We start from the raw sequence: 23,670 nt of genomic DNA, 5'->3' as shown, positions 1-23,670 counted from the left end.
GTCGCGCTGTACCTGTAGAGGCCACCGAGGAAGGAGCGCAGATGGCGGTGCAGACCCCGCAGCACCTGATTGAGGACGCGCCAGTACCCGACAGGGTGCCCAAGGGCGTTGAGGCCAACGGCATCAACAGCATCCCGGAGCACGAGCACAAGGGCCGGCCGGCCGGCCTGTTTCTGCCCTGGTTTGCCTCAAACGTCGGTGTCTTCGGGATCAGCTACGGCGCCTTTGCGCTGACCGCCCTGTTCGGGCTGTCGCTGTGGCAGGCGATCGTCTCCGGCGTCGTCGGGATCGTGCTCTCCTTCATCCTGGTCGGCATCGTCGCAATCGCCGGGCCACGCGCTTCGGCGCCCACGATGATCATCTCCAGGGCGGCGTTTGGCGTGCGCGGCAACCGCATCGCCGCGATCCTCTCCTGGATGCTCAACGTCGGCTGGGAGACCTCGCTGGTGGTGGTCGGCACGCTGGCCTTCGCGGCGGTCTGCGAAAAGCTCGGCCTGGGCGGCGGCACCGGCGTCAAGGTCGTTGGCATCGCCGTGATCCTGGTGCTCACGATCCTCGGCGGGGTGGCGGGGTTTGATGTGATCATGCGCCTGCAGGGCCTGATCACGGTCGTCGCCGGTGTGCTCACGGTGCTCGTCATCGCGCTCAGCGCCTCGCACGTGCACGTGGCGATCGTCAACCGGATCCCGAACGGGTCGACGGCGAACTTCATCGGCATGATCGTCTTCTCGATGGTCGGCTTCGGGCTCGGCTGGGTGTACTCGGGCGCCGACTACTCACGCTACCTGCCGCGCAAGAGCTCGCGCTCGTCGATCGTCTGGTGGACCACCTTTGGCGGCGCGGTCGGGCCCGTGATCCTGTTCGTCTACGGGGTGCTCTTGGCCGGTTCCTCCAAGGCGGTGCTGAGCCGCATCGGCGGGGACCCGATCGGCGCGCTCACGCAGGTGCTGCCGCAGTGGTTCCTGGTGCCGTTCATCGTGCTGACCGTGCTCGGCCTGGTCGGCGCAACCGTGCTCGACATCTACTCCTCGGGCCTGAACCTGCAGAGCGCGGGGCTGAAGCTGCCGCGCTACAAGGCGGCCGCGATTGACGGGACGATCATGACCGTGCTGGGGGTCTACGTGGTCTTCTTCACGACCAACTTCCTGGGTGTCTTCCAGGGCTTTTTGATCACGCTCGGGGTGCCGATCGCCGCCTGGGCGGGCATCGTCATCGCCGACACGATCCTGCGCCGGCGTGACTACGCGATCGGCGAGCTCTACGACACCGCGGGCCGCTACGGCGATGTGCGCGCCTGGCCGATGTTCCTTTTGGTGGCCGGCAGCGCGGTCGGCTTCGGCCTGGTCGTCAACACCTACGCCGGCTGGCTGAAGTGGCAGGGCTATCTGCTCGGGCCACTGGGTCTGGGCGGCAAGACCGGCACGTGGGCCAACGCCAGCATCGGCGTCATCGTGGCGCTCGCGATCGGCTTCATCGGCACGCTGCTGACGCGCGGGCAGATCCGACACCAGGAGGCGGGCGGCGAGGTCGCAGCCGGCGCCGCCTGAGGTGCGGAGCTGGTCGGCCTCGCGCGGGGCGGCAATGGGCCCGGCCGGCGGTCGCGGTTCGGCAGACGTTCAGGTGGCCGTCGTCGGCTCGCTGAACCGCGACCTGACGCTGGTGCTCGACCGTCTGCCGGGACCCGGCGAGACACTGCTCGCGCAGCGGGCGCTGCGTGGCAGTGGTGGCAAGGGCGCAAACCAGGCGGCCGCCGCCGCGGTCGCCGGCGCGCGCGTGAGCATGATCGGCGCGGTGGGCGACGATGAAGCGGGCGCGAGCATGCTCGCCGACCTGCGCTCCCTTGGCGTCGACACCAGCGGCGTGAGCACAATTGCGGGCGAACACAGCGGCGGGGCGACGATCCTGCTCGATGCCGCGCGAGCCGAGAACATGATCGTCGTCGATCCGGGGGCCAACGCGGCTCTGCAGGCGGATGACGTCGGCGTGGCCGCGGTTCGTGAGGCATCCGTGCTGCTGACCCAGCTGGAGACGCCGGTTGAGACCGTGCTGGCCGCCGCGCTCAGGGCCACCGGCACGGTCGTGCTGAACGCCGCGCCGTACCACGAACTGCCAGACGAGCTGCTCGGCCGCGCCGACGTGGTCGTCGTCAACCAGTCGGAGCTGGCCGGCCTGGCGGGTGCCCCCGAGCCAGGGTCGCTCGCGGACGCCGAGGCGATCCTCGGGGATCTCGAGCCCCACTACGCGGTGATCGTCACGGCCGGGGCGGACGGCGCGCTGGTCTATCAACCACACCGGCCGGCGCGCACCGCGCCCCGCTTCACCCGCGTGCCCGCGCTCACGCTCACGCCGCTCGACAGCACCGGCGCCGGCGACTGCTTCTGCGGCGTGCTCGCCGCCTGGCTCGCACGCGGCGCGGGGCTTGTTGACGCAACCCGAGCGGCATGCGTAGCCGCCTCGCTCTCCACGCTCGCGCTGGGCGCGCGCGGCGGCCTGCCTGACCGGGCGCGGATCGAGCGAGCGCTCACCGGCCTGCCCGGATAGGGCGTTGATCCCGCGACGGCGAACCCTGTGAGTTTGACCACCGGATCTGGTGGTCAAACTCACAAAGAACGCGAGCGGGGCGGCTCACGTACCGGTACGCACACCGCTCCAGCGCCGCCCCGTGGGACGGCGCTCGCGGCCCAGGCCCTCAGGCGAGGCTTGGCGTGGTGACGCTGTTGATGATCGGCTGGGTCACAGCCGCTTCGATCGCGGCCGCGCTCGGGTAACTGACCGCGGTGAACCCCTTGCCTCCCTGCACGAACGGCAGCAACACGGGAACGGCCGCCGACACGCTCGCGAACAGCGCGTCCTCGAGCACGAGGTTGTTGGGCGGGTTGCTGCCGGACGTCACGCGTCCGAGCGCACGGTGCTCGGCCTCAACGCCCATGATCTGGGCGGCCGCTTCGGCAAAGACCGGCTGGGACGTTGTGGCCCAGTAGTTGACCGCCGCGAGGTAGGCGCCGATGAAGGCGTTCTCGAGCGTGTTGAGCAGCGACAGGAAGCTGCCGGCGCTGTCGAAGGTGCCGTTGGGGAAGTACAGCGTGGGCGCCGTGCTGCCTGTGAGGCTTGCCGCGCCGAGGTTGGTCAGTATCTGCGTGTGCTGGTACTCCTGCCAGAGCGCGGCCTGGAAGTAGTTGAGGTTGTTGTTGTTGTGCACCGGGCCGAGGCGCGGTGCGCTTGGACCGGCGACGCCCTGGTAGTAGAACGACGTCGCGATCTGCTCGGCGGTCAGCGCGGCGTCGACGATGCTCTGCGTGAGGTCGGCTCCGGACGAAGCAAGCGCGGGGCCTGCCAGGCCGCCGAACAGTGCGGTGAATGCGACCGTCCCTCCCGTTGCCTTCAGGAAGCGTCCGCGCGTGAGGACCTTTGATTCGGCGTCCTGCGTTGCTGGTGCTGATGGCTCGCTTTGCATTTGAGTCTCCCTCTGCTGGTTTGGACCGGATGGGACGGTGATCTGCGCATTGGCCCCTACCGGCCGTACGCACCATCCGCCTCCCCGGATCAGTCAGGCGGGGTCGTCCCTCCACGGGTTTCGCTCGAGGCACCGCCGCCGCGCGCCTCGAGCCAACGCGCGCCACCACCATCACGCGCGCGTCATAGGCTTATGGGCATGGGATCACCGAAGCTGAACGCCGAGACCGACGCCGTGCTGGCCGTGGATGTGCAACGGGGGTTCATGCCGGGCGAGGAGCCCGGCTACGGCGAGCTACCCGCCCCAGGCGGCGACCGCGTCGCCGCGCCGCTGGCGGCGCTCGCCGGCCACGTGCGGATCTTTGCGGCGAGTGGCGACAGCCACCCGGCCGACCACAGCTCCTTCACCGCCCAGGGTGGCATCTGGCCGGTCCACTGCGTGGCCGGCACCCCCGGCGCGCGCCTGCACCCACTGATCGAGCGGACACTGACCCCCGGCTGGTTCTTTGCCAAGGGGACAACCCGTGAGGCAGACGCCTACTCGGCCTTCGCGGTCACCGATCTGGCCGAGCGCCTGCGCCAGGCTGGGATCAGGCGCCTGCTGGTCGGCGGGCTGGTGACCAACGTCTGCGTGCTGGCCACGGCCATGGACGCGCTCGCAGCCGGGTTTGAGGTTGTGGTCCTGACCGACGCATGCGCCGCCGTGCAGGCCGAAGGGGTGCCCTCGGAAACGGAAGCGCTCGCGCAGCTGCGCGAGGCCGGCGCCACCCTGGCTTCAAGCCGCGAGCTCCTGGACGGCTGAGGCCAGCGTCCGTCAGGCGCCGGTCAGCTGCTCTCCGGTCAGCTCCTCGAGCAGACCGGCGATCTGAGCGACCCGCGCCTCCAGCCGCTCGAGCCGTGCCTCAAGCTCTCGCGTAGCGCTCGGTGCCGCCGCGCTCGGCTGCGGGCGGGGCGCCAGCGACGGGACGGCCGCCGACGCTGACGCAGCAGCCGACGGCGTCGGCGCGCGCTCGGGCAGGAGCGCCACCGAGTCGGTGCTTGAGCCGAGCGTGTGGACGTAGCGCTCCTCCTTCTGCCCCGGTCGCCGCGGCAGTGCCTGTACGTAACCGCGAGCGACCAACTGCGCCAACACCTCCTCCAGCGCCTCCAGTGACGCAAAGCCGACGAGGCGGTCGCTGCGTGATTTCAGCTCGCCGGGCGTCTGCGGCCCGCGCAGCAACAGCACCGCCAGCAGCGCGATCTCCTCCCGCCCCAGTCCGAGCGCCTCCTCCGCCAGGTGGCGGTACTTGGTCGCCCGGCTGGAGTGGCCACTGGCCAGGCGCACCAGCCCGTAGCGAGTGAGCCGCTGGGCGGCAGCGTTGACGGTCTCCTCGTCGTAGGCCACGACCGGGTCGCGGTTGGTCGCCTGGTTGCAGGCCAGACGCAGCGCGTTCAGCGTCAACGGGTACTGGTCGGGGGTGGTGAAGCGCTTCTCGATCAGGCAGCCGAGCACCCGCTGCTCGGGTTCGGTGAGCGTGTCCAGGTGCATCCTCGCGAGCGTAAAGCATCACCGCGACCCAGACCCACAACCAACACTTCGCAACATCATATGCACATATCTTTATATGCGCTCACCAATCTGGTAGGCTTCCGCCCCCATGCTGCTCAGCGTTGAAGACCAACCCGAGCTCGCCTCCGGGCTCGAGTTCGATCAGCTCGTGAGCACGCTGCGCGCTGTCGCCGAGCCAACGCGCCTGCGCCTGGTCGCGCTGCTGGCGCAGGAGGAGCTGACCGTCACCGAGATCAGCCGCGTGATCGGCCAGAGCCAGCCGCGCACGAGCCGTCACCTGCGGCTGCTGGTCGATGCCGGCATCCTCGAGCGCGCGCCCGAGGGCGCCTACGTCTACTACCGCCTCGCCGAGGACAGCGCCGAAGCTGAGGTCGCTCAGGCGATCGCCACGCTCGCCCCGCCCACAGATGCGACGATCGCCGGAGACCTGGACGCGCTCGCGCGCGTCCGCCAGGCCCGCACCCAGGCCGCCAGTGCGCTGCGCAGCGCCCACACCGAGGAGCTCGAGGCGCTGCGCGGCCTCTACGCCGGCGAGGAAGCCGTCGAGGCGGCCCTGGTCGAGATGCTCGCCAGCACCGGCCCGATCGGCCGCCTGCTCGACATCGGCACGGGCAGCGGCAGGATCCTCGAGCTCCTCGCCCCCCACACCAATCAGAGCGTCGGCCTTGACTCCGACCACGACATGCTGGCCCTGGCGCGCGCGACGCTCAGCCAGGCGCAACTCTCGGGCGCCACCGTGCGCCACGGCGACCTGCACCGCCCGCCATTTGAGCCGGCCAGCTTTGACGTGGCCGTGATGCACCACGTGCTGCACGCACTCGACGCGCCGGGCAGCGCGCTCGCTGACGCCGCCCGGCTGCTGCGCCCGGGCGGCAGGCTGCTAGTCGCCGATTTCGATGCCCACGATCTGGAGGAGCTGCGGTCGCTGCACGGGCACCGGCGGCTCGGCATCTCAACGGCCGAGCTCTCGGGTTGGGCGACCGATGCGGGCCTCATGCTCGAGACAGAACGCGCGCTGCCACCGGGTGGCGACGGCGAGTGCCTGACCGTAAACCTCTGGCTGCTGCGGGCGCAGGAGGCGCCCGGCCGCTGATGACCCGCATCTCCTTTGAGGTCTTCCCGGCGCGCACCGAGGCCGGCGAACGCAACCTCTGGCAGACGCTCGAGCGTCTGAGCCCGCTTGAGCCGGCCTTCGTGTCGGTCACCTGCGGCGCAGGCGGCGGCAGTATCGACGCGACGCTCGGTGTGCTCGAGCGGCTCAACGCAGCCGGGCGGCCGCCCGCGGCCGGCCACATCACCTGCGTGGGGCGCTCCCGCACAGAAACAGACGCGCAGCTCGAACGCTACTGGCAAGCGGGCGTGCGCCACGTGGTGGCGCTGCGCGGCGACCCGCCCTCAGGCCAGGAGCGCTTCGCCGCCCATCCGGACGGCTACCAGAGCGCAACCGACCTGGTCGCCGGCATCAGCGCCGTCCACCCCTTCGAGATCAGCGTCGCCGCCTACCCCGAGCCGCACCCGGAGTCGCAGTCGATCCTGCATGACCTGCGCGTGCTGGCCGCCAAGGCGCAGGCCGGCGCCACTCGCGCGATCACACAGTTCTGCTTCGACACCGCCGCGATCGTCGGGCTGCGAGACCGGATCGCCGCCGCCGACATCCCGCTCACGCTTGCCCCCGGGATCCTTTTGGCGACCGACTTCCAGGCCGTCTCGCGGATGGCTGGCCGCTGCGGCGCGACCCTGCCCCCGTGGTTGGAGGCGCGCTTTGCGGGCCTCGAAGACGAGCCCCACGCGCGCAGCCTGGTGGGCGCGATCGTCGCCGCCGCGCAGGTCGAGCGTCTGCAACATGAGGGGTTTGAGGAGTTCCACTTCTACACGCTCAACCAGAGCGACCTCGCGCTGGCGGTCTGTCGCCTGCTCGGGGCCGGGGCGGCGCCGGCGCGGAGCGCAGCATGACGACCGAGCCGCCCACCAGCGCTTCCACGCACGCGCGCGAAGCCCGGATCGCCGCGCTTGAGCAGGCCGCCACCGAGCGCATCCTGGTGCTCGACGGCGCCTGGGGGGCGCAGATCCAAAAGCACCAGCTGACCGAGGAGGAGTTCCGCGGCGAGCGCCTGGCAGAGCACCCGCAACCGCTCAAGGGCAACAACGACATCCTCTGCCTCACCCGCCCGGCGCTGATCGCCGCGCTGATCGGTGACTACCTGGAGGCAGGCGCGGACATCGTCTCGACCAACACGTTCAGCTCAACCACGATCGCTCAGGCCGACTACGGCACGGGCCACCTGGCCAAGGAGCTGAACCTCGCCGCCGCCACGCTCGCGCGTAGCGCAGCCGACGCCGTCACGGCCCGCGACCCCGCAAAACCGCGCTGGGTGGCGGGCTCGATCGGCCCGACCAACCGAACCCTGTCGATGTCGGCCGACGTCAACGACCCCGGCGCGCGCGCCGTCGACTTCGACCAGGTCTACGACGCCTACCGCGAGCAGGTGGTCGGCCTCTACGAGGGCGGTGTCGACCTCTTCCTGGTGGAGACGATCTTCGACACGCTGAACGCCAAGGCGGCGCTCAAGGCGATCCTCGACCTGCGTGACGAGGGCCACGTCGAGCTGCCGATCTGGATCTCCGGCACGATCACCGACCGCTCCGGCCGCACGCTCTCGGGCCAGACGATCGACGCCTTCTGGATCTCGGTGCGCCACGCCGAGCCCTTCGCGGTCGGCCTCAACTGCGGCTTCGGCGCCGAGCAGCTGCGGCCCTTCCTGGCCCAGCTGGCGGCGGCCGCCGACACCCTGATCGCCGCCTACCCCAACGCCGGCCTGCCCAACGAGCTGGGCGAGTACGAGCAGGGCCCGGAGGCGATGAGCACTCAGCTGCGCGAATGGGCACAGGCGGGGCTCGTCAACATCGTCGGTGGCTGCTGCGGCACCACGCCGGAGCACATCCGCGCCATCGCCCAGGCGGTCGCCGGGATCCCGCCGCGGCCGGTCCCCGAGCTGAAGCCAACGCTGCGACTCTCCGGGCTTGAGCCGTTTGCCGCAACCTGAGCAACCGAGCCACAATCAACGACAAGTGACGCCGATGGCCACCGGTACCCAAACCCTCGCGACCTTCATTCACATCGGTGAGCGGACCAACGTCGCCGGCTCCGCCCGCTTCAAGCGCCTGATCCAGTCAGGCGACTACGGGGCGGCGCTGGCGGTCGCCCGCGAGCAGATCGAAAACGGCGCCCAGATCATCGACGTCAACATGGACGAGGGCCTGCTCGACGGCGAGCAGGCGATGACGACCTTCCTGCGGCTGATCGCCTCCGAGCCCGAGATCGCGCGCGTGCCGATCATGATCGACTCCTCCAAGTGGAGCGTGATCGAGGCGGGGCTCAAGTGCGTGCAGGGCAAGGCGATCGTCAACTCGATCAGCCTCAAGGAGGGCGAGGCACCGTTTATCGACGCGGCCAGGAAGATCCGCCGCTACGGCGCGGCGGTGGTGGTGATGGCCTTTGACGAGCAGGGCCAGGCCGAGACGGTGGAGCGCAAGGTCGCGATCTGCGAGCGCGCCTACGACCTGCTCACCCAGCACGCCGGCTTTGACCCCGAGGACATCATCTTCGACCCCAACATCTTCGCCGTGGCCACGGGGATCCCCGAGCACAACGACTACGCGCTCGCCTTCATCGAGGCGACCTGGCAGATCAAGGAGCGCCTGCCGGGCACGCGCGTCTCGGGCGGGGTCTCGAACGTGTCCTTCTCCTTCCGCGGCAACGAGCCGCTGCGGGAGGCGATCCACGCCGTGTTCCTCTACCACGCGATCGCTGCCGGGATGGACATGGCGATCGTCAACGCCGGCCAGCTGGGGCAGTACGAGGAGATCGACCCGGAGCTGCGCGAACGCATCGAGGACGTGATCCTCAACCGCCGCGAGGACGCCACCGAGCGCCTGCTGGAGGTCGCCGAGCGCTACCGCGACTCAGGCGCGGCAAAGCGCGAGACAGACCACGAGTGGCGCAAGCTACCGGTGCGCGAGCGGCTCGTGCACGCGCTCGTCAATGGGATCAACGAGTTCATCGTCGAGGACGCCGAGCAGGCACGCCTGGAGCTCGGCGAGCCGCTGCGCGTGATCGAGGGGCCGCTGATGGACGGCATGAACGTCGTCGGTGACCTCTTCGGGCAGGGCAAGATGTTCCTGCCGCAGGTCGTCAAGTCAGCGCGCGTGATGAAGCAGGCGGTGGCACACCTCGAGCCCTTCATGGAGGCGCAGCGCACCGACGCGCGCGGCGCCGGGCGCGTGGTGATGGCCACCGTCAAGGGCGACGTGCACGACATCGGCAAGAACATCGTCGGGGTGGTTCTGGGCTGCAACGGCTTTGACGTGATCGACCTGGGCGTGATGGTGCCCGCCCACCAGATCCTCGACACGGCGATTGAGCGCGGGGCTGATGTGATCGGGCTGTCGGGGCTGATCACGCCGTCGCTTGATGAGATGTGCTCGGTCGCGGCCGAGATGGAGCGCCGCGGCATGAGCCTGCCGCTGATGATCGGCGGGGCGACGACCAGCAAGCTGCACACCGCGATCAAGATCGACCCCTGCTACACGCGCGGCCAGGCAGTTTATGTGCCGGACGCCTCGCGTGCGGTCGGTGTCGCAACCGCCCTGGTGGACCCCGAGCAGCGTGCGGTGCTGGCGTCGCAGGTCAAGGCCGAGTACCGCGAGATCGCGCAGCGGCGCGCCAGCGGGCGCGCCGCCGCCAACCGTTTCACGCTCACCCAGGCCCGGGCCAACCGGATGCAGATCGACCTCCAGGCGCACCCGCCGGCCACGCCGGCCCGGCTCGGTGTGCACACCTTCGACGACTACGACCTGGCGGAGCTCGTCCCCTACATCGACTGGACGCCGTTCTTTCGCACCTGGGAGCTCAAGGGCACCTTCCCGAAGATCCTCGATGATCCGGCGGCCGGTGAGACGGCGCGCTCGCTCTACGCCGACGCGCAGGCGATGCTCGAGCGCCTTCTCAGCGAGCGCTGGGTGAGCGCCCGCGCGGTTGTCGGCCTGTGGCCAGCCGCCGCCGACGGCGACGACATCCACGTCTACGCCGACCCTGAGCACAGCACTCGCCTTGCGACCCTGCACACGCTGCGCCAGCAGCTCGCCCGCGACAGCGATCACCCCAACCTGGCGCTGGCTGACTTCATCGCGCCGCTCGACGCGCGCGTCGGTGATCACATCGGCGCCTTCGCGGTGACCACCGGGCACGGCGAGCGCGAGCGTGCGGCCGCCTTCGAGGCCGCCCACGACGACTACAACAAGATCCTCTTCACCGCGCTCTGCGACCGCCTCGCGGAGGCCTTCGCCGAGCGCCTGCACGAGCGCGTGCGCCGCGAGCTGTGGGCCTACGCGCCCGATGAGCGCCTGAGCACAGAGGAGCTGGTCGCCGAGCGCTACGTCGGCATCCGCCCCGCGCCCGGCTACGGCTGCCAGCCCGACCACACCGAGAAGGCGACGATCTTCGCGCTTTTGGCAGCACCCGAGAGCGTCGGCATCGAGCTCACCGAGAGCTTCGCCATGAGCCCCGGCTCCTCGGTCAGCGGCCTCTACTTCGCCCACCCGCAGGCCCGCTACTTCGGTGTCGGCCGGATCGGTTCCGATCAGCTCGAGGACTACGCGGCGCGCAAGCGCTGGAGCCTCGATGGGGCGCGCCGCTGGCTGTCCACGCTGATCGAGGATTGAGGCCCTGCACGTCTCGCGCGCGGCCCGCTGGCCGCGCGCGAGCTGCACGCCGGTGGCTATCTGCCGCGGTCAGAAACCGAGGCTGTTGAGGAGGGCCGCCAGGCCGCCCCCGCCTCCGTAACCACCGCCGCCGTAGCCACCGTAGCCACCGTAGCCACCGAAACCGCCGCCGTAGTAGCCGCCGTAGCCACCGAAACCGCCGCCGTAGTAGCCGCCGTAGCCACCGAAACCGCCGCCGTAGTAGCCACCGCCGTAGCCGTAGGGGTTACCCTCGCCGTAGCCCGAGCCGCCCGAGGATGGCAGGCTGAGCGTGGCCCCGTACCTGACGGTGAAGGCGGTGCCGTTTTTGGTCAGCGACGTGGGCGCGGCACTTGCGCTGGTGCTGAAGCTGCTGAACTGGCCGCCGCCGAAGCCGCCCTGGAAGTAGCCGCCCGGGCCACCACCGAAGAAGGTGCCGGCGGAGGGCGCCAGCTCGACCGCCTCAGCCGTCCAGCGCGAGTCAGTGATCGTGCCGGTATGGCCGGCCGCCGTGGCGTGGGCGTCGCCGAAGGTGGCCTTGGCGAAGTTGGCCAGCGGCAGCGGCGTACAGTTTTCGAGGTTGCCGCCAGCGCAGTGCGATGGCGCCTCGGTGATCCACTCGGCGGTGCCGGTGTCGGGCGTCGTCGTTTTCATCGTCAGCGTCTTCTGCCATCTGCGGTGGGTCGTCTGGTCGATGATCGTGAGGCTCACCCTGTCGCCGTGAACGGCGGTGCGTGCCCAGAGGCTGTTGCCGGGCTGAATCGCCAAAGACAGCTTGACGGGCGCCGAGGGAACCAGCTCATACCAGGCGTAGTAGCGAGTCTGGCCGGCGGCGCTGCAATCGGCCTGGGTGCCGATCTGCTCGAGCGCCGTTGACTGCTGGCCGCCACCGCCAAGCCCGACCCAGTACGCCGAGTAGGTGGGCTGCGAGTTGGCCGTGCAGGACACGCTCGGCTGGCGCCATTGTCCAGAGACGGCAGAGAAACCGCTGGCATCATTCGGGGTGACCACGTAGCCTGCCCAATTCTCGCTGGCACCCTCCTGGGTTGTCGTGGCGAGTGCAGGCGCGGCGAACGCGAGACACGCGAGCGCCGGGATAATTGAGACCAACACTCGTTTCTTCATACGTCTATCGTTCACCGGCTTCATAAGAGACCTTTAGGAGATCGCGAAACGCAGGCGAAAAGAGCGCACCCACAGCCGGAAGGATCAGACCATGACCGCGACCACCACGAAGCTTCTTGACAACTACATCGGCGGTGAGTGGACCGCGCCCAGCGCCGCCACGGGCGAGCTGGATGTGACCAACCCGGCCAATGGCCGGACGCTGGCCAGGGTGCCGCTCTCCGGTCGTGCGGATCTGGACGCGGCCGTGGCGGCGGCCAGGGGGGCGCTGCCGCAGTGGCGTGCGGTATCGGTGATCGCCCGCGCGCGCAAGCTCTTTGAGCTGCGCGAGCGGCTGGTGGCGCGCCAGGAGGACCTGGCGCGGTCGGTGACGACCGAGATGGGCAAGACGATCGCCGACGCCCGCGCTGAGGTGGGGCGCATGATCGAGATGGTCGAGGCGGCGACCGCGGTGCCGACCACGATGCAGGGCCGCACTCTCGAGGATGTCTCGCGCAACATCGACGCCGAGACGGTCCGCCAGCCGGTGGGTGTCTGCGCGATCATCGCGCCGTTCAACTTCCCGGCGATGGTCCCGTTCTGGTTTCTGCCCTTCGCGATCGCCTGCGGCAACACGGTCGTGCTGAAACCATCCGAGCAGGTGCCGCTTACCCAGTCGATCGCGTTTGAGGAGCTGCATGCCCTCGGGCTGCCGGCGGGTGTGGTGAACCTCGTCAACGGCGGGCGCGAGGTGGTCGAGGGGATCCTCGAGCACCCCGGGATCGACGCGGTGTCGTTCGTCGGCTCGGCGCCGGTCGCCAAGCTGGTCTACGAGCGCGCCGCCCAGACCGGCAAGCGGGTGCAGGCGCTCGGCGGCGCCAAGAACCACATGGTGGTGATGCCCGACGCGGTGATCGACAGGACGGTCGAGGGGATCATCGGCTCGGCCTTTGGCGCTGCCGGCCAGCGCTGCATGGCCGGGTCGGTGGTGGTGACCGTCGGTGACGCGCACGGCCAACTGGTCGGGCCGCTGGTCGATGCGGCACGCGCGCTGCACGTGGGTGATGGGCTGGATGAGCGCGTTGAGCTCGGGCCGGTGATCTCCTGCCAGGCGCGTGACCGGATCGCCGGCTACATCGAGCGGGCGCTCGCCGACGGTGCCAAGCTGCTGCTCGACGGCCGTGAGGTGAGCGGCGACGGGCTCGATCCGGCGGGCGCCTACCTTGGCCCGACGATCGTTGACGGCGCCAGCGCGGAGATGGAGATCGCCCGCGAGGAGGTCTTCGGCCCGGTGCTCACGCTGATCCACGTCGCGACCCTCGATGAGGCGATCGCGCTGGTCAACTCGAGCCGCTTCGGCAACGGCACCTCGATCTTCACCGAGTCGGGCGCCTCGGTGCGCCGCTACCGCCACGAGATCCAGGCCGGGATGGTCGGCGTCAACATCGGCGTCGCCGCACCGGTCGCGTTCTTCCCGTTCAGCGGCTGGAAGGACAGCTTCCTCGGCGATCTGCACGCGCACGGCAGCGACGGGGTCGAGTTCTTCACCCGCAAGAAGACGATCACCAGCCGCTACTTCTCATCCGGCCAGGGCTCTGGCAGCTACTTCGTCGAGCGCTGAGCGGCCGGTGGGTCGGGGCGTGCGTCCCGGCCCACCCACCTTGCTAGGTCAGCACCCCGTACGCGTCCGGACGGCGGGTGGTGAGGAACGGGAACAGCTCGAGCCAGTCGCGGCGCTGATCCAGGTCGAGGTCGGCGACCAGCACCGCCGGACGGTCACGCGGCGCCTGCACCAAGATCCGCCCGTAAGGGTCTGAGATGAAGCTCGAGCCATAGAAGGTGAGCGGCCCCTCCACGCCAAAGCGGTTGACCGCCACCATGAACGTGCCGTTGGCGATCCCGTTGGCGACGATCACCTGCTGCCACAGCGGCTCGGTGTCAAAGCCGGGATGGTCGGGCTCTGAGCCGATCGCGGTCGGGTAGACGAGCACCTCCGCGCCCGCCAGCGAGTAGGCGCGCGCGAGCTCGGGAAACCACTGGTCCCAGCAGGTCGGAAGCCCCAGGCGCGCGCCGAGCTCGGGCAGCGCCACGACCGGAAACGCGTCACCGTCACCAGCAGCCGGCCCGGGCCGGAAGTACTTGTCCTCGTAGTAGCCGGCGGTGACGGGGATGTGCAGCTTGCGGGTGCGCTGCACGAGCTCACCAGCCGGCGAGACAAGGATCGCGGTGTTGTAACCGAGACCATCGCCACCTTCGGCCCGCTCATACAGCGACGCGTGCACATAGGCGCCGGTCTGTGCGGCCGCCCGCCTGGCGAAGCTGACAGTCTGGCCATCCTCGAGTGACTCGGGCGCGACATCAAGCGCCGCCGCACCCTCGGGTGTCACCGCAAAATACGGTGAGAGCGTCAGCTCCTGCAGGCACACGATACGGGCGCCGTGGTCGGCTGCCAGCGCGATCCCCTCGGTCAGCATCTGCTCAAGCACGGCGGCGTCCGGGTGCCAGCGCTGCTGAACCAGGCCCAGCCGCAACGGCTCCCGTTCCGGCGGGCGCGTGCGCGCCGGCGAGTCGGGGACGGTGTCACTGATCTTCAGGACATAGTCAGTCATCTTCTCTCCTCAGACCGCGGGCACCTGCTGGGTTATGCAGTGCGGACCGCCGCCACCGTAGGCGAGCGTCGCGCCCGGCACCGGCACGACCGAACGACCGGGGAAGACCCCGCCGATGATCGCAAGCGCCTCCTCATCGAACTCATCGCCGCTCACCGGCACGATCACCGCACCATTGCACACATACAGGTTGAGATACCCGACGACGACCCGCTCACCCGCCACCTCCCGGTAGGGAAGCACGGGCAGCTCGACCGTCTCATAGCCGGCCGCGTGCAGACGCTCGACGTTCTCGGCCAGGCGCTCGTGATTGACGTTCCCGGGCGGGGCCGTCTGCACGAGCACGCGCCGGTCGGGTGTCACGGCCGCGATCAGGTCGACGTGACCGTCGGTGTCACGATCCTCCACCAGCCCCTGGCCGAGCCAGACGACCCGCTGCGCGCCCAGGTGCTCTGCCAGCAGCTCCTCGATCGCCGCCTGTGACAGCGACGGATTGCGGTTTTTTGCAAGCAGGCACTGCTCGGTGGTGATGATCGTGCCGGCGCCGTCGCTCAGCACCGAGCCGCCCTCAAGCACGAGCGGCGCCTCCACGACCTCATCACCGAGCTCGCGGGCGATCAGCGCGCCCACGGCGGCGTCTTGCTCCCAGGGCGTGAACTTCTCGCCCCAGGCGTTGAAGCGAAAGTGCACCGCCAGCCTGCCGCCCTGGTCGTCCACCACGTAGATCGGGCCTGAGTCGCGCAGCCACGAGTCATCGATCGGCAGCTGCACGACCGCGACCCTGCCGGTGCACGCACCGCGGGCGGCGCGCGCGTCCTGCGCCGAGCCGGCGATCATGGTGACGTCCTCGAAGTCGGCGATCGCGTTGGCGACCTCGGCATAGTCGGCCCGCGCGCGCTCGAGCGTCGGCCCCCAGAGCTCGGCGCGGCATGGCCAGCCCATGATCGTCCGCTCGTGCGGCTCCCACTCGCCCGGGTAACGCATGCGCGCCAGCGTAGATCAAACGGGGTGCTCCGGCCTCTGCCGCCGTGGCGCAAGCTGACCGTCGGCGTGGCCGCTCCGCCCGGCGGCAGCCCGCCGGGATCAAGTCAGCGAGCGCGCAGCCACCGCCGGATAGCGGGCCTGAGCCACGATCGCCGTCAGGGCGGTGAGCATCGCGAGCGCTATGGCACCGAGCAGCAGCGTCGCCGCCACGGCGAAACGCTCGAGTTCGGCGAGCACGATCGGTGCGGCGAAGCCGAGGTAAGTCAGCGCGTAGAAGATGGCCGTGATCGAGGCGAGCTCGTCTGGGGGTGCGAGCCTCTGTACCTCGAGCAGGCCGGAGACGAGGCAGAGCCCGTACCCGGCACCGAACAGGATCGCGGCGGGAACCACAAGCAGCCACTCATGCGTGTTCGCGGCGAGGGCGCCGAGCAGCAGCGCCGCGCTGATCGCCGCCAGGCCGGCCACCACGCCACGGACCCCAGGGGTCCCGTCAAGCCGCCGGGCCACGGGCTGGATGAGGATGCCGACGCCGAGGGTTACGCCCGCGATCAGGGCGGCGAAGCCGACGCGAAAGCCCGCCGTTGAATGCGTCACCAGGCCGGGGAGCACCGCGAAGGAGACCGACGGAGCGAGAAAGACCCAGGGCGCAATCGGCGCCACGATCAGCCGGAAGCGCATGTGGCGGACGCTCGCCGGGACGCTCGGCCTGCGGCCACCGTCCGCGTCGCCGACCGTCTCGGGGGCGGTCAGCACGACCGCGAGCGCTAGGGCGATCACGACCAGGTGGGGCAGGTAGGCCGCGCTCAGAGGGTCCGGAGCCCATTGGGCGATCAGACCGGCCACGAGCGGGCCAAGACCGAAGCCGGCTGACAGCGCGATCGCAGAGCGGCGAGCGCCAGCCTGCTCACCCGCGGCCGGGTCGTGCGGCGGCCCGGAGAGCTCCTTGACCCAGGCGGTCCCGGCCGCGAACGCGGCGCCGCTCGCCAGGCCGGCGAGGAAGCGGCCGAGGTAGAGCAGCCCGAGCGCATGGTTCCCCGCGATCAGGGCCAGCGAGGCGAGCAGCGAAACGACCCCAGCGGCGAGGACACTGGTTCGACGACCACGGCGGTCGGAAATCGGCCCGACGATCAGCAGCGCCGGGATCAGACCGAGCGCGTAGACACCAAACAGCGCGTCCGCAGTCGTCTCCGAGACGCCCCGATGGATCTGGTAGGCGAGCAGCAGCGGGGAGAACTGGTTCGCGCCCCACCCCACCCCGAACATGAGACCGGCCACTCGGGCCCAGGGCGGCAGTGGCCGTGGTACCCCTCTGCGCATGCGACGAGCTTAACGGCCGGTTCGCGCGGCCCAGTGTGCGCCGACCAGCCACTCGAGTCGCATACCCGCACCGCTGACAACCAGCCGGCGGCGCTTCAAGGCGACCCCTACGAGCATCCGGCCGGCTCAACCGAACGTTGTGGACCCAGACATCGGACGGGCACAGAAGCCTGGAAATGCTGTTCTGACACGCACGCCGTCTCTCCTTGCAAGCCGCTCGTGCTCGAAGCGCCGGCGGCCCGCCATGAGCGCGGCGGGCTATGCGCGCCCGGCGGGAGTGGCGTCCAGCTCCAGGCCGGCCGGGGCGCCGGGGTGCCGCTCGCCCTCGCCGGCGGGACCGTCGGCGGCCTGCGCCTGGTCGCCGTGGTGGTATATGCCGCCGCGCATGGCGGAGGTGACCGCGGCGATCAGACAGGCGACGATCGCGAACACGAAGGCGGTGTGCAGGCCGTCGCGGAAGGGCCCGGCGATCAGCGCCGGGAAGAAGGAGCGACCGGTCAGGGCCGCGGCGTTGTGGGTGGTCAGGTGGCGCAGCACACCGGCACCGAGCAGGCTGCGCGCCGGGTTGTAGCCGAGGAAGGCGGAGAACAGCACCGACACCGCCGGCACGTGGCCGATCGCCGTGGCCTTGGCGAGTGGTATGCCGTGGGCCCTCAGGCCCGCGGTCAGCGTGTGCGGCAGGTTCGCGGCCAGGCCGGCGATCATCAGCGAGAAGAAGATGCCGACCGAAAGCACCTGGGCGCTGTTCTGGAAGGTCTGGTTCATCGCGCCGCCGGCGCCGCGGTCCTCGGGCGGCAGGCTGTTCATCACCGCGGCGCGGTTGGGGGAGGCGAACATACCGAGTGAGACGCCCATCAGCAGGAGCGCGCCCGCGAACTCCAGATAGTTGAAGTCGATCGGCAAAAGCCACAGCCAGACGAACGTGCCCGCCGTGGCGAGCATCCCGCCGGTGGCAAAGCCGCGCGCGCCGTAGCGATCCGAGAGCATGCCGGAGAGCGGGCCCGCGAATAGCATGCCGATCGTCAACGGCAGCATCGCCAGCCCCGCCTGCAGCGGCGTGCTGGTGAAGCTCACGCCGTGCTCGGGCAGCCAGATCCCCTGCAGCCAGATGATCAGCATGAACATCAGGCCGCCACGCGCGATCGCCGAGAGGAAGGTGGATATCGTGCCGGCGCTGAAGGCGCGGATGCGCAAAAGCGACAGGCGAAACATCGGGTCCTCGGCGCGCAGCTCAATCATCAGGAACGCGACCAGGCACAGCACGCCTGAGCCGGCCAGCGCGAGCACCCGTGGGCTGGTCCAGCCCATCGCGTCCGAGCCGTAGGGCCGGATCCCGTAGGTGATCGAGACCATGATCAGGATCAGCCCGAGCGCGAAGGTGACGTTGCCAGCCCAGTCGATCCTCGCGCCGCGTTGCGTGCGCCCCAACTCGCGCAGGTTCAGGTACGCCCAAACGGTGCCGAACAGCCCGACCGGGACCGAGATCAAAAAGACCAGGCGCCAGTCAATCGGCGCCAGCAACCCGCCCAGCACGAGCCCGACGAACATGCCGCTGACGCCGACGATGTTGTTGATCCCGAGCGCCATGCCGCGCTGATTTGAGGGGAAGGCGTCGGTCACGATCGCCGCCGCGTTGGCCAGCAGGAAGGCTCCGCCGACCCCCTGGAAGAGGCGCAGCACGACCAGGTAGGTGGCGCCGGCCGCGCCGGTCATCCAGTCGATCGTCAGCAGCAGCGACGCGACCGTGTAGACCACGAAGCCGAGGTTGTAGATCTTCACGCGGCCGAACATGTCGCCGAGGCGTCCGAGGCTGACGACCAGCACGCTCGAGACGATCAGGTAGCCGAGCACCATCCACAGCAGGTAGAAGCTGTTGCCCGGTTGCAGCGGGTTCAGGTGGATGCCCCGGAAGATGTCGGGCATCGCGATGATCGTGATCGAGCCGTCGAGCGTCGCCAAAAGCACCGCCAGCGTGGTGTTGGACAGCGCGATCCACTTGTAGTTGCCCGGCACCGGCCCGTCGGTGCGTCTGTTCGATGACAGCCAACGAAGCATCGACGTAAATATACAGGCTACCTGCAGATATGATTTACGTAGCCCTTAGATCCCGTATCCTCAGCAATGACAATGCCCGCCCCGGCACACCCAACCGCAGCCACTCCACAGGACCACATGGTCGCCGAGCGCCTGCCGACCGAGCTACGGATCGTCCTCGGACGCTTGATGCGGCGTTTGCGCGGCGTGCACCGCTTCCCGCTGACGCAGGCCGCGGTGCTCGGCCGCCTGGACCGCGAGGGCGAGCAGAGCATCGGCGCGCTGGCCGCGTACGAGTCGGTGCGACCGCAGTCGATGAGCCAGACGATCTGCGAGCTGGAGGCCGAGGGCCTGGTGCAGCGCCGCGCCGACGCAAGCGACGCCAGGCGCACGCAGGTCGCGATCACCACCCGGGGCCGGGCCGCCGTGGAGGCCGACCGCGCCGCCCGCGAGGGCTGGCTCGGCGAGGCGATCGCGCGCCTCAGCGATGAGGAGCAGCGCACCCTGCAGCAGGCGGTGGAGCTGCTCAAGCGGCTCACAGAAGCCGACTGAGCGCCAGGCGCGCCCGCACGGCGCGCTCGCCGGGAGGGCAAAAGTGGTTCGCTAACCTAACTGTGTGGCTCCCGAATTATCCCTCCCCGCACAGACGGCGCAAACCGAACCGCCCCCCACGCACAACACCCCCGCCCACCCCGGCCACACGCTCGCGCACATCGCCCGCATCGTCGAGCGCGCCGTTGCCACCACCGACCTCTCGCTCTCCCAGTATCGCGTGCTGGCCACCCTCGGCGAGGGCCAGGAGGCCGCCTCACGCCTGGCCGAGAAGCTCGCGGTCAGCCGCCCCAGCATCACCGGCGTGGTCGACGGCCTGGTCGCCCGCGGCCTGGTGCACCGCGAGCACGCAAGCTGTGACCGCCGTCGCATCGACGTCGGGCTGACCGACGCCGGCCGGGCGCTGCTCGCGCGCGCCGACGCGGCCGTGGAGGAACGGCTCGAGCGGATCGGCCAGCTGCTCGAGGAGCTGCCGCGTTGAGCGCCCTCGCCCCAACAGGCCGTCTCGCCCCCGCACCCGAGCCCTCCCGCTACGCGCCGCCGCGCGCCTGGATCGACACCGACCGGCGCAAGAGCTGGCTCCGCCGCGCGCTGCCGATCGTGCTCGCGCACCGGCGCATGCTGATCTCGGCGCTCGTGCTCTCCTTCGTCTCGCTGCTTTTGCAGGTGCAGATCCCGAGCCTGCTCAACGGGGCAATCAACCATGCGGTTGTGAGACACACCACGCCGCTTGCCCACTACGTGCGGATCGTCTTCGCGCTGGCGGTCGCCGCGGGCCTGACCGCCTACCTCTCGCGCCTGCTGCTGATGCGCACCGCCTACGCGATCGAGGCCGACCTGCGCAACATCATCTACACGCACCTGACGCGGCTTGACTTCCAGTTCTACGACCGCGTCCAGTCCGGCCAGCTGATCTCGCGCGCCAACTCCGACATCCGCTCGGTGCAGCGCTACCTGATCTTCGGCCCGAGCATCCTCGTGCAGTGCTCGATCGCCGTGGTCGCCTTCGCCTACATGCTCACGATCAACGTGCCGCTGGCGTTCGTGGCGCTCGCCACGCTCCCACTGGTCTTCCTCATGGGCCTGCGCATGCGCAAAAGCATCTTCCCGGTCTCCTGGCTGATCCAGGCGCGGCTGGCCGAGATCGCGATGACCGTCGATGAGAACGTCAGCGGCGTGCGCGTGGTCAAGTCCTTTGTCGGCGAGCAGCGCGAGCTGCACAAGCTGCAGGGCGCCGCGCGGCGCGTGCGCTGGGCCTACATCAAGGACGCCGACATCCGCGCGCGCTTCACGCCGCTGGTCCAGAACCTGCCCCAGCTCGGGCTCGCCGCGATCCTTCTGTGGGGCGGCTACCTGGTGATCCACCACCACCTCTCAGACGGCGCGATCCTCGCCTTCAGCCTCTACATCGTGATGCTGCAGGCGCCCTTCCAGATGCTCGGCATGCTGGTGATGCTGAGCCAGCGCGCCGCCGCCTCGGCGGTCCGCATCTACGAGGTGCTGGATGAGCAGCCGAGCGTCGTCGACGGCCCGCTGGCCGTCGACCTCCTGGACGCCCGCGGCGCGATCGCCTTCGAGCACGTGCGCTTCGCCTACACCGACGGCGGCCCGGCCGTGCTCGAGGACTTCAACCTGCGCCTTGAGCCCGGCGAGACGGTGGCGATGGTCGGGCGCACCGCGAGCGGCAAGAGCACGGTCGCACGCCTGCTCTCCCGGTTCTACGACGTCGACGCCGGTGCCGTCAAGGTCGATGGCCACGACGTGCGCGCGCTGACGCTCACGAGCCTGCGCCACCAGGTCGGCGTGGTGCTCGACGAGCCCTTCCTGTTCTCCGCCTCGATCCGCGAGAACATCGCCTACGGGCGCCCCGACGCGAGCCTCGAGGAGGTCCGCCAGGCGGCCCGCGCCGCCGGCGCCGAGCGCTTCATCCTGGCGCTGCCAGACGGGTATGACACGGTCGTCGGCGAGCGTGGCTACACGCTTTCGGGCGGACAGCGCCAGCGCATCGCGATCGCCCGCACGCTGCTTGTCAACCCGCCGATCCTCGTGCTCGACGATGCCACAAGCGCCGTTGACGTGCAGGTCGAGCAGGAGATCCACGAGGCGCTGCGCACCCTGATGCAGGGGCGCACGACGCTGATCGTCGCCCACCGGCTGTCCACGATCGCGCTCGCCGACCGGGTGGTGCTGCTCGACGCCGGGCGGATCGTCGCCGACGGCACGCACGCCGAGCTGATGGCCAAATCACCGCTGTATGTCGAGGTGCTGGCGCAGTCCGAGGCGCAGGAGCGCGAGCGGCTCGAGCGCTCCGGCGCCGCCGGGGGCGTGGCGCGGCCCCCGGCGGCGGGCCGAGCGGTGGCCATCGAGGTGCTCCCGTGAGCTTCGGGGGCTTTGGCGGCGGCGCGCCGATGTTCGGCGGCGGCGGGCACGGCGCCTCGCCCGGCGGCGGGCTGCCGTTTGCGGGGATCCCGTCGGAGCTGCAGGAGGGGGTCGACAAGCTGCTTGCGCGAGAACCGGAGCACGCGGACCCGGACGCGGTCTTCAACTACACGGGCGCCGACGAGCGCGATCGCAACCTGACCCTGCGCCAGCTGGTCCTGCGCCACTGGCGGCTTGGGCTCTGGGCGGTCGTGCTGGTCAGCGTGGTCAGCGTGCTGGGCCAGGTGGGACCGCTTTTGATCGAGTACGCGATCGATCACGGCATGCCGCCGCAGGCGCACGGGAGTTTCGCCGTGGTCGCAGCCTGCGCCGGCGTGTTCGCGCTGGCGACGGCGATCAGCGCGCTGGCACAGCGCTCACAGGTGCGCGCCAGCGGCCGGCTGGCGGCGGGTGTGATGTACGACCTGCGCGTCAAGGTCTTCGCGCAGCTGCAGCGTCTCGGCCTTGACTACTACACGCAGGAGAAGGCCGGCGTGGTGATGACGCGCATGACCGCCGACATCGAGAACCTGCAGCAGCTCTTGCAGGACGGCCTGGCGCAGCTGGTCGCGCAGGCGCTGACGATGATCGTGATCACCGCGATCCTGTTCGCCCAGAACGTCGAGCTGACGCTGATCACGCTGGCGCTGATGGTGCCGCTTTTGACCGTCTCCACGATCTGGTTCACACGCGCCTCCCAGCGCGCCTACCTGCGTGTGCGCGACGCGATCGCCGGGGTGCTCGGCGACCTGTCAGAGAGCCTGCAGGGCATGCGCACGGTCGCCGCCTTCAACCGCCAGGCGCGCAACGTGGTCGCGCACCGCAGCGTTGTGGGCGAGTATCAGGACGCCAGCAACCGGACCGCGCAGATCAACGCGATCTACGGGCCCGGCACGCAGCTGCTCGGCTATCTCGGCCAGGGGGCGCTGCTTGCGATCGGCGGCGAGATGGTGCTGCACCATCAGCTGCCGCTCGGTGCGCTGATCGCCTATTTCCTCTATCTGAACCGCTTCTTCGCACCGATCCAGCTGCTCGTGCAGCAGTACACGACCTTCCAACAGGGGCAGGCCTCGGTCGTGAAGCTGCGCACGCTGTTCCGGACCGAGCCCAACACGCCTCAAGCCGCTGACGCGGCCGTGCTTGCGCCGGTGGCCGGCGAGATCCGCTTTGACCACGTGAGCTTCGGCTACTTCCCGGGCCAGGAGGTGCTGCACGACGTCACGCTTGCGATCGCGCCGGGCGAGAGCGTGGCCTTTGTCGGCGAGACCGGCGCCGGCAAGTCGACGATCGCCAAGCTGATCACGCGCTTCTACGATCCCACGGCGGGTAGGGTGCTGATCGACGGGGTTGACCTGCGCACGGTGACACTCGACTCGCTGCGCCGCCAGCTCGGCGTGGTGCCGCAGGAGCCGTTTTTGTTCGCCGGCTCGCTGCGTGAGAACATCGCCTTCGCGCGGCCGGACGCCTCTGACGCGGAGGTCTGGGAGGCGATCGACGCGGTCGGCCTGCACGAGGTGGTGGAGCGGATGCCCGACGGGCTTGACACGGTCGTGCACGAGCGTGGGCAATCGCTGTCCTCGGGCGAGCGCCAGCTGATCGCCCTGGCGCGGGCCTTCCACGCCCGCCCGCGGGTGCTGGTGCTGGACGAGGCGACCTCGAACCTCGACCTGATGTCGGAGACCAAGGTCGAGGCGGCGCTCGACGTGCTGCTCGAGGGGCGCACCGCGGTGCTGATCGCGCACCGCCTGAGCACGGCGATGAAGGCCGACCGGATCGTGGTGGTCGACGGAGGGCGGATCGTGGAGACGGGCTCGCACGAGGAGCTGGTTGCACGCGGCGGGCGCTACGCCGAGATGTATGAAACCTGGAGCGCGCAGCTGGAGCTGGCCGCCTGAGCAGGGAGCTCGCTGG

At 69.9% G+C, this 23,670-nt stretch carries 19 protein-coding genes; 12 read left to right on the top strand and 7 right to left on the bottom strand.

Translation table 11 applies throughout. The features are described from left to right. The first annotated feature begins 41 nt into the window (after nucleotides 1–41). The gene (locus M3M54_RS14140; RefSeq protein ID WP_249019681.1) at nucleotides 42–1,547 is read left to right on the top strand and encodes a cytosine permease; all 1,506 of its coding nucleotides are present in this window, start codon (nucleotides 42–44) and stop codon (nucleotides 1,545–1,547) included. 73 nt (nucleotides 1,548–1,620) lie between these two features. Further along, nucleotides 1,621–2,541, top strand: coding sequence for a ribokinase (locus M3M54_RS14135; protein ID WP_249019680.1), 921 nt, complete (start codon nucleotides 1,621–1,623; stop codon nucleotides 2,539–2,541). Nucleotides 2,542–2,689: 148 nt separating this feature from the next. On the opposite strand, the gene M3M54_RS14130 is transcribed toward M3M54_RS14135, so the two are convergent. After that, complete coding sequence (locus tag M3M54_RS14130; RefSeq protein ID WP_249019679.1) at nucleotides 2,690–3,454, bottom strand: ferritin-like domain-containing protein; 765 nt, start codon at nucleotides 3,452–3,454, stop codon at nucleotides 2,690–2,692. 198 nt (nucleotides 3,455–3,652) lie between these two features. Between M3M54_RS14130 and M3M54_RS14125 the strand changes: the two genes are divergently transcribed. Further along, on the top strand, nucleotides 3,653–4,255 hold the full coding sequence (locus tag M3M54_RS14125) for an isochorismatase family protein (protein ID WP_249019678.1): 603 nt from the start codon (nucleotides 3,653–3,655) through the stop codon (nucleotides 4,253–4,255). Between the two features lie 12 nt (nucleotides 4,256–4,267). Here M3M54_RS14125 and M3M54_RS14120 read toward each other — a convergent pair whose 3' ends face one another. Further along, a complete protein-coding gene (locus M3M54_RS14120) occupies nucleotides 4,268–4,981 on the bottom strand; it encodes a YceH family protein (protein ID WP_249019677.1) in 714 nt (237 codons plus the stop codon). Nucleotides 4,982–5,090: 109 nt separating this feature from the next. On the opposite strand from M3M54_RS14120, the gene M3M54_RS14115 reads away from it, so the two are divergent. Genes M3M54_RS14115 through metH form a run of 4 tightly spaced genes read left to right on the top strand, consistent with a single transcriptional unit; the run spans nucleotide 5,091 to nucleotide 10,723 of the window. Then, nucleotides 5,091–6,095, top strand: a complete 1,005-nt coding sequence (locus M3M54_RS14115; protein ID WP_249019676.1) for a metalloregulator ArsR/SmtB family transcription factor — start codon at nucleotides 5,091–5,093, stop codon at nucleotides 6,093–6,095. Then, complete coding sequence (locus tag M3M54_RS14110; RefSeq protein ID WP_249019675.1) at nucleotides 6,095–6,955, top strand: methylenetetrahydrofolate reductase; 861 nt, start codon at nucleotides 6,095–6,097, stop codon at nucleotides 6,953–6,955. The genes M3M54_RS14115 and M3M54_RS14110 overlap by 1 nt, the downstream gene beginning before the upstream one ends. Further along, nucleotides 6,952–8,046, top strand: a complete 1,095-nt coding sequence (locus M3M54_RS14105) for a homocysteine S-methyltransferase family protein (RefSeq protein ID WP_249019674.1) — start codon at nucleotides 6,952–6,954, stop codon at nucleotides 8,044–8,046. Before M3M54_RS14110 ends, M3M54_RS14105 begins: the two co-directional genes overlap by 4 nt. A 34-nt stretch (nucleotides 8,047–8,080) precedes the next feature. Next, nucleotides 8,081–10,723, top strand: coding sequence for a methionine synthase (metH, locus tag M3M54_RS14100; RefSeq protein ID WP_249019673.1), 2,643 nt, complete (start codon nucleotides 8,081–8,083; stop codon nucleotides 10,721–10,723). Nucleotides 10,724–10,792: 69 nt separating this feature from the next. On the opposite strand, the gene M3M54_RS14095 is transcribed toward metH, so the two are convergent. Continuing rightward, nucleotides 10,793–11,866: a G1 family glutamic endopeptidase gene (locus M3M54_RS14095; RefSeq protein WP_249019672.1), complete on the bottom strand. Its 1,074-nt coding sequence runs from the start codon at nucleotides 11,864–11,866 to the stop codon at nucleotides 10,793–10,795. 91 nt (nucleotides 11,867–11,957) lie between these two features. On the opposite strand from M3M54_RS14095, the gene M3M54_RS14090 reads away from it, so the two are divergent. Continuing rightward, entirely contained in the window at nucleotides 11,958–13,466 is a 1,509-nt protein-coding gene (locus tag M3M54_RS14090; protein ID WP_249019671.1) for a CoA-acylating methylmalonate-semialdehyde dehydrogenase, read from the top strand. Between the two features lie 43 nt (nucleotides 13,467–13,509). Here M3M54_RS14090 and M3M54_RS14085 read toward each other — a convergent pair whose 3' ends face one another. The 4 genes from M3M54_RS14085 to M3M54_RS14070 form a co-directional block, all read right to left on the bottom strand. Further along, nucleotides 13,510–14,454 carry a nitrilase-related carbon-nitrogen hydrolase gene (locus M3M54_RS14085; protein ID WP_249019670.1) on the bottom strand — a complete coding sequence of 315 codons (945 nt, stop codon included), beginning with the start codon at nucleotides 14,452–14,454 and terminating at the stop codon, nucleotides 13,510–13,512. Nucleotides 14,455–14,463: 9 nt separating this feature from the next. After that, nucleotides 14,464–15,438 (bottom strand): agmatine/peptidylarginine deiminase, encoded by a 975-nt coding sequence (locus M3M54_RS14080; RefSeq protein ID WP_249019669.1) that lies wholly within the window; start codon nucleotides 15,436–15,438, stop codon nucleotides 14,464–14,466. A gap of 99 nt (nucleotides 15,439–15,537) precedes the next feature. Next, on the bottom strand, nucleotides 15,538–16,755 hold the full coding sequence (locus M3M54_RS14075; protein ID WP_249019668.1) for an MFS transporter: 1,218 nt from the start codon (nucleotides 16,753–16,755) through the stop codon (nucleotides 15,538–15,540). Nucleotides 16,756–17,013: 258 nt separating this feature from the next. Beyond that, nucleotides 17,014–18,810 carry an MFS transporter gene (locus M3M54_RS14070; RefSeq protein WP_249019667.1) on the bottom strand — a complete coding sequence of 599 codons (1,797 nt, stop codon included), beginning with the start codon at nucleotides 18,808–18,810 and terminating at the stop codon, nucleotides 17,014–17,016. 72 nt (nucleotides 18,811–18,882) lie between these two features. On the opposite strand from M3M54_RS14070, the gene M3M54_RS14065 reads away from it, so the two are divergent. The 4 genes from M3M54_RS14065 (at nucleotide 18,883) to M3M54_RS14050 (ending at nucleotide 23,654) form a co-directional block, all read left to right on the top strand. Beyond that, nucleotides 18,883–19,341 (top strand): MarR family winged helix-turn-helix transcriptional regulator, encoded by a 459-nt coding sequence (locus tag M3M54_RS14065; protein ID WP_249019666.1) that lies wholly within the window; start codon nucleotides 18,883–18,885, stop codon nucleotides 19,339–19,341. Between the two features lie 64 nt (nucleotides 19,342–19,405). Then, the gene (locus M3M54_RS14060; protein WP_249019665.1) at nucleotides 19,406–19,822 is read left to right on the top strand and encodes a MarR family winged helix-turn-helix transcriptional regulator; all 417 of its coding nucleotides are present in this window, start codon (nucleotides 19,406–19,408) and stop codon (nucleotides 19,820–19,822) included. After that, nucleotides 19,819–21,720 carry an ABC transporter ATP-binding protein gene (locus tag M3M54_RS14055; protein ID WP_305883086.1) on the top strand — a complete coding sequence of 634 codons (1,902 nt, stop codon included), beginning with the start codon at nucleotides 19,819–19,821 and terminating at the stop codon, nucleotides 21,718–21,720. Before M3M54_RS14060 ends, M3M54_RS14055 begins: the two co-directional genes overlap by 4 nt. Then, nucleotides 21,717–23,654: an ABC transporter ATP-binding protein gene (locus tag M3M54_RS14050; protein ID WP_305883085.1), complete on the top strand. Its 1,938-nt coding sequence runs from the start codon at nucleotides 21,717–21,719 to the stop codon at nucleotides 23,652–23,654. Before M3M54_RS14055 ends, M3M54_RS14050 begins: the two co-directional genes overlap by 4 nt. Nucleotides 23,655–23,670: the final 16 nt, after the last annotated feature.

It is taken from the genome of Conexibacter sp. S30A1, from assembly GCF_023330665.1.
GTDB lineage: Bacteria > Actinomycetota > Thermoleophilia > Solirubrobacterales > Solirubrobacteraceae > Palsa-465.
This window is presented reverse-complemented; position numbering and strand designations above follow the sequence as displayed.